The sequence below is a fragment of the Clostridioides sp. GD02377 genome (assembly GCF_045899875.1).
In the GTDB taxonomy this organism is placed as follows: Bacteria; Bacillota; Clostridia; order Peptostreptococcales; family Peptostreptococcaceae; genus Clostridioides; species Clostridioides difficile_A.
The window spans coordinates 22,635-28,779 of the sequence record NZ_JBJODA010000031.1; the positions used below are offsets into that span (position 1 = coordinate 22,635).

Consider the following 6,145-nt stretch of genomic DNA (forward strand, 5'->3'; position numbering starts at 1 on the left):
TATTCACATACAAATCTGATTCTTCTCGTTATATTGTCTATTCTAACTATGTTTATTAAGCATTTCTCTATAATTTTCGACCACTTGCTTAATTTCTTCAATAGATTCTCCAGTTGGTTCAGTTACAGGAAGTCGTGCAGTTCCAACATTAATTCCATTCAAGACAACAGTTTTTTTTATAACAGATGGAATTGTTCCAAGCTTTAGAATACGGCGAAGTTCTTCAATACTATTTTGAGCTTCTTGAGCTTTTTCTAAATCCCCATTCATAAAGTTTTCATAAATAGCAATATCAATCTCTGTGAGGAAATTTGCTGTTGCAGCAACAGCACCTTTCCCACCAGCCTTCAAACTATCAAGAATAAGTGAATCTGAACCTGAAAATACACTAAAATCCTCACCCTCAGTTGCTTCAATATAGGCTTTCATGTTGTCAAGTCTACCACTACTATCCTTAATGCCAACAATATTCTTTATCTTTGATAATTCACGCACTGAGTCAGATTCAATATTAATCCCTGTCTTACCTGGCATATTATACATCATAATAGGCAAATTAACTGAATCAGCAATAGACTTATAATGTAAAATTAATTCCTGTTGTGTTGGTGTCACAAAATATGGAGTGATAATTGATAATGCACTTGCACCTATTTCTTCCATTCTTTTGGACAAAGTTATAACTTCACGGGTTGAGTTACCACCTGTCCCAACAAAAACAGGTACACGATTATTAGTGTGATTGATAACAATTTTTGCAAATTCAACCTTTTCATCATCTGTTAGTACATGACATTCACCATTAGTTCCCAAAATAAATAATCCATAAACTCCCCTATCTATTAGATAGTCAATTAACTCACATGTTGCTTGTGGATTTATATTTTGGTTTTCATCAAAGGGTGTTATCATTGCGCATATAATACCTTTATATTTCATAAAATTACATTTCCTCTCTAATAGACTTTCCAAGGCTTCCTCCTGGATGCCACTTCAAATACTGTTGTACATCAAGTCCTTTAGCATATTGTAATGCAACACTTAATGACTGTAATACTATAGTTTCCGCAAGAATTGAAGCACGAGGAGCCTTATTAAGACAATCACCTTCATGTTTAACACCTGCAAATAAAAATATATCAGAAACATCCTTTAAGAATGAATTAGTATTACCACTTACACCAATTATCTTTGCTCCATTTACTTTTAGTGTCTCAATAGTCGCTTTTAATTCTTGAGTCTCTCCACTATTTGATATTGCAATAACAACGTCCCCAGCTACTACTTGACCACTTGAACCATGTACTGCTTCTGTACCATGTAATATATATGCTGGTGTTCCAGTAGATGAAAGTAATGAAGAAATATACCCTGATACATGTCCTGGTTTACCAATACCAGTCACATGTACACGTCCATGATTCTTTTCAACTTCAAAAATTAAATCACATGCTTTATTTATAGATATTTCATCTATTGATGAAATAAACTCTGATACTTCAGTAGATAGAGTGTCTAGAAATGCAGATAGTGTATTTTTCATAATAGACTTGCCCTCCTTTAAATTATATCAACCATACCTATGACTTTTATATCATTGATTTAGACTAGATAGGCTTTATAAATTGTAAAATATTATGTAATATTGAACCAACTACGTTATAATCAATGTTTGGGAAAGTTGCGCCCTCTATACCAAGAGTCCCATAAACTGGATATAATATCACTGGTAAAAATGCAAGTAATAATCCTACAACAAATGACCCTGCAATAGCTCCTCTCCATCCGCCTGAGGTATTACCAAATATTGCGGCTGTACCACCTGAGAAGAAACATATATGAGCAGCTGGAATAATTACTACAGGGAATATACTAGGAAATGATGCCATAATAGCAATTGCTAATAGACCAGCAGCATATGCTGAGATAAATCCAATAATAACTGCATTTGGTGCATATGGGAAGACTGTTGGAACATCCAGTGCAGGACGTGAACCTGGTATATATTTTTCTGAAATAATTACAAATGCAGCAGTTATTTCAGCTAAGAACATACGAACACCTGACATCAGTATTGACATCCCAGCCACAAATGTAAATGCTTCTATAAGTGGAAATACTAACCAATGTGTTGAACCAGCAATTTCTTGAGTAAAGGCCTTTCCAGCTTTTAAAGTTGCAATATAAAATAAGATTAGCATAACTATAGATAGGCCCATTAAAAAGTCTCTAAATATTGATAACCACTTAGGAAATTCTATAGTTTCTGTTGTATCATCTTTATGTTTTGAAAATAAACGTCCAATATATCCTGATAAACCATAACCAATCATATTGAAGTGACCAATGGCTTGTTCATCCCCACCTGTCAACTCACGCATAAATGGCTGACAGAATTGAGGTAGTGCAGCAGACATAAATCCTAAAATAACTCCACCTATTAAAATAGTGATTGTATTATCAAATCCATGTGCTTTCATAATTAAAACTAATACACAAGAAAAAAATAAACTATGACCTGTTGTAAAGAAAATATTCTTGAACCTTGTAATACGTGCAAATACTAAATTTAGTATGAATCCAAGAATTAATGTACATGAAACTGCAAAACCGTATGTACTTTGTGCAAGTGCTGTAGCTGCTTCTGGTGAAGCTATAACACCAGTAATTCCAAACCCCTGCTGGAACAATTTATTGAAATTCTGAAGTGCACCAGTCATAGCAGATGCACCAATACCAAATATTAGAAAACCAATAAGTGTTTTTGAAGACCCAGTAAATACTTCCACTGCTGATTTCTTTTGAAGAATCAGTCCTATACATGCAACTACACCAAGTAAAACAGCAGGTGTACTCAACAAACTAATAATAAACTCCATAAACATTCCTCCCTATTTTCTTAAATTTATTCCTCTTTTGAAGCAAGAAATTTTTCTAGCGCTGTCTTGATTTCGTTGCGGTCAACAATATTACGAATTCCAATTATATCAAATCTTAAATTTTTCTTTTCTAATTCTTCAGCAACATCAATTAATGTTTCTACAGCATCTCCATTGAATCCATTTAATGAATCTAATGAACCATGTTCTACTTCGATTGGAAAGTTATTTTCTTTAATGATTTGTTGAGTCTTTATTTTTAACATTAAACTTGAGCCAACTCCTGCTCTACATGCGATTAAAATTTTATACATAATTAAATCCTCCTTTATAATTCGTGTTTTTTTATAAAATCAATAATTTCTTTGCCTTCTTTAGCAGTATCTAACGCTCTAAAGAATTCATCTTGCTCCAATAATTCAACCAGTTCAGACATAGCACGTAAATGACTATTATTATCTACTGCACTTAAACAAAATACATATTTTACTGGGTCATTTTCATCATTTCCAAACTCAATAGGGCTATCTAAAGTAGCAATACCTATCGCAATTTCTTTTGACCCAGCTTCTGGTCTAGCATGAGGAAGTGCTACATGTTTTGTAATTACTATGTATGGCCCAGATACCTTTGCTGAGTCAATCATTGCATCTACATATCCCTCAGTTACTTTATTGTTTTCAACTAAGGCAGAAGCTGATTGTCTAATAGCATCCTCCCAGTTCTTAGCTTTTACCTTTAATTTTATTAGTGTTTCACTAGTAATCTCACTTAGCATAGGCCCCTCTCCTTCCTTGGATGTAAAATTCTCTATTTGTGCAAAATAAGCTAATAACTCACTTGAAAGCATACTTTCAGAAGTTACTTTTGCATATTTTTTTATTATATTCATAACCTCATCTATTTTAGGTTGTCTTAAGAAAATATCTCCCAATTGAATATACACTTCACGTGTAATCTTATACTTTTCTTTTGTGGTCATAACAGGACTTACTTTAATCACTGGCACATCTGTCTTTAAACCTTCTGTGTTATAATTAGTAGTAAATACAATGTCTACAGGTTCACTGATATTTTCTAATCCAACCGATTCTGACATTGGTATAAAATGTAAGTCAGGAAATAAGTTTGTAAGTTCTGCATGTAAAATAGCTGAACTCCCAACACCATTTGAACAAACTATTAATGCTATTCTTTTTCTAAAATCATCAAACTCTTTTTTATTTGAGAAAAGAGTTGCAAAGTGCATTGTTAAGTATGCTAACTCCTCTTCTTGAATTTCTTCTCCAAATAAGCCACAGAATTCTTTCATTGCATTACTTACAATTCTATAGACTAATCTATATTCTTCTTTTACCTTTTCACAAATTGGATTATAAATAGGTAATTTAAATAAAAGTCTGTAATAAGCTGGTCTAAAATGAGAATATAATTGTTTAAATATCTTTTCTTGACTTATATAATAAACCCCACTTAAATACCCAAATCTTGTCATCATTTTATTTACAATTTCTGAAATTACAGCCTTATCTTCTGTGTCTTCTTCATAATTTCCTACTGATATACCTAAAATCCAAGCACTAATATACATTATATTATGAGGTCTTATATTTTCTTCACTTTCATATACTTCTAACAATTCCTTAGCAAATTTATATTCCTTCATTGAACTCATGACTGCAATACTAGGGATATCTATATTTTCTTGAGTAACTATTCTAGTTGAACACATTCTTGCCTTTAGAAAGATAAATATATAAATAAATTCTATTAATCTATCCTCAACAAAATTAATTTCATATCTTTTTATAAGCTTTAATATAATCTTTTTGGCTTCTTCAAATTTATCTAGATTATATTCTTCTATAAAAATATCAAATACTCTTGAACTTTTCTCATTAGACAAAGTTTCTATAATATTCTTAATAAGTACTCTCCTAATTTCCATCTCATTTCCAACTAAATAATAGCCACTTATACGATTATTCTTGATTTCAATACCCTTTTTTTCAAGATTTGGTATTAAATCTTTAAAATCAAGATTTACAGTAGACCTACTCACTTTTATAGAGTTTGTAAAATGGTTAATTGAGATATCCTCCATATTAATAAAAAGCATTAGGTACATATATAAAAGTCTTTCTTCTTTACTAAAGTAATAAGTATTCTTAGAATAATTTTTTTCTAGAATTTCTTTAATTGCTTTTTTGGTTTCTTTTCTAACGATAATATCTTTATCAGCTCTTAAACATATAAGTGGTACTTTTTTTACTTTAAGCATGTCATTGATTTTATTTATTCTATAAGTAATTTGTCTTTTTGAAGAATTAGATTCCTCTTGTAATCCATTAGTTGTAATCAATGTGCTATTTAATAAAATCTGGAGAATCGATACAATTTCTTTGTCCACTACCATTAATCCCTACTTTCTTATTAAGATTAGTCTTCATATTATCATTGAATTCTTTCATCACCTCCACAATATTTATTTTATTGGAGAATTTTATTGTTTTCAATTTCATTTAAGTATAACTTTTGTTTTAGATTGAGACAAAAATTATACTTATCTAAAATAGATACTGTAGTACAATTGTAGATTTTATAAATAAAAAAGGTTTCTTTAGTAAAGAAACACAAGAAAAGTGATTTAAATAATAAAAATCATATTAACTTTTAATAAATTGTTCCACCTAAAAAAGCACATTAATTTAAAATAAAATTGATGTGCCTTATTTTACTTGTACCATTCTAATACATTAGATTTGTTTATTAATTTGTACTCTAGTATCATTTTTCTGAAATTAATTTATCTAAATACAAGATTCAGTAACTTATACCTCTTATGACTTTAATATTTTAAAACCAAGTAGGTTAAATTTTTTTATTATAGGTAGCCTATATTTACTTCATTCTTTTAAGTGTCTCATCCAATGAAATACATTCTGCATATCTTCCATTCCATATAAATTCATTGTAGTATTTATATGATTGTTCTGCTGATATAAATAAATTATCAACAGTTGTATTTGAATAAGCTGGAACTATCATATTAAAACCATGCTCAAATCCACATTTTATAGTTGCATCAATACAATAATCTGTTTGAAGTCCAACAACAATTATATCTTTTTCACCCTTATTTGTTAAGTATTCTAATAGACCAGTTTCCTTAAAAGCACTGTTTACTTTTTTCTGAACCTCACATGACTAAAGTCACATGGTTCCTGTTTCATAGAATTTTGCATACTAAAATATGTCTTACAAAC

Annotated in this window: 5 protein-coding genes and 1 pseudogene; all 6 read right to left on the reverse strand. The window is 30.3% G+C overall.

Features of this window, described 5'->3' with window-relative positions; translation table 11 throughout:
* Positions 1-42 precede the first annotated feature (42 nt).
* Entirely contained in the window at positions 43-939 is an 897-nt protein-coding gene (gene dapA / locus Q3304_RS19555) for a 4-hydroxy-tetrahydrodipicolinate synthase (protein ID WP_407815031.1), read from the reverse strand.
* A 4-nt stretch (positions 940-943) separates the two neighbouring features.
* Positions 944-1,543, reverse strand: a complete 600-nt coding sequence (locus Q3304_RS19560) for an SIS domain-containing protein (protein ID WP_054272055.1) — start codon at positions 1,541-1,543, stop codon at positions 944-946.
* A gap of 64 nt (positions 1,544-1,607) precedes the next feature.
* A complete protein-coding gene (locus Q3304_RS19565) occupies positions 1,608-2,879 on the reverse strand; it encodes a PTS ascorbate transporter subunit IIC (protein WP_054272056.1) in 1,272 nt (423 codons plus the stop codon).
* Between the two features lie 26 nt (positions 2,880-2,905).
* Positions 2,906-3,193 carry a PTS sugar transporter subunit IIB gene (locus Q3304_RS19570; RefSeq protein ID WP_054272057.1) on the reverse strand — a complete coding sequence of 96 codons (288 nt, stop codon included), beginning with the start codon at positions 3,191-3,193 and terminating at the stop codon, positions 2,906-2,908.
* A gap of 14 nt (positions 3,194-3,207) precedes the next feature.
* Positions 3,208-5,241 (reverse strand): BglG family transcription antiterminator, encoded by a 2,034-nt coding sequence (locus Q3304_RS19575; RefSeq protein ID WP_407815469.1) that lies wholly within the window; start codon positions 5,239-5,241, stop codon positions 3,208-3,210.
* A gap of 539 nt (positions 5,242-5,780) precedes the next feature.
* Positions 5,781-6,065, reverse strand: a pseudogene (locus Q3304_RS19580) (isochorismatase family protein); the annotation flags it as partial.
* Positions 6,066-6,145: the final 80 nt, after the last annotated feature.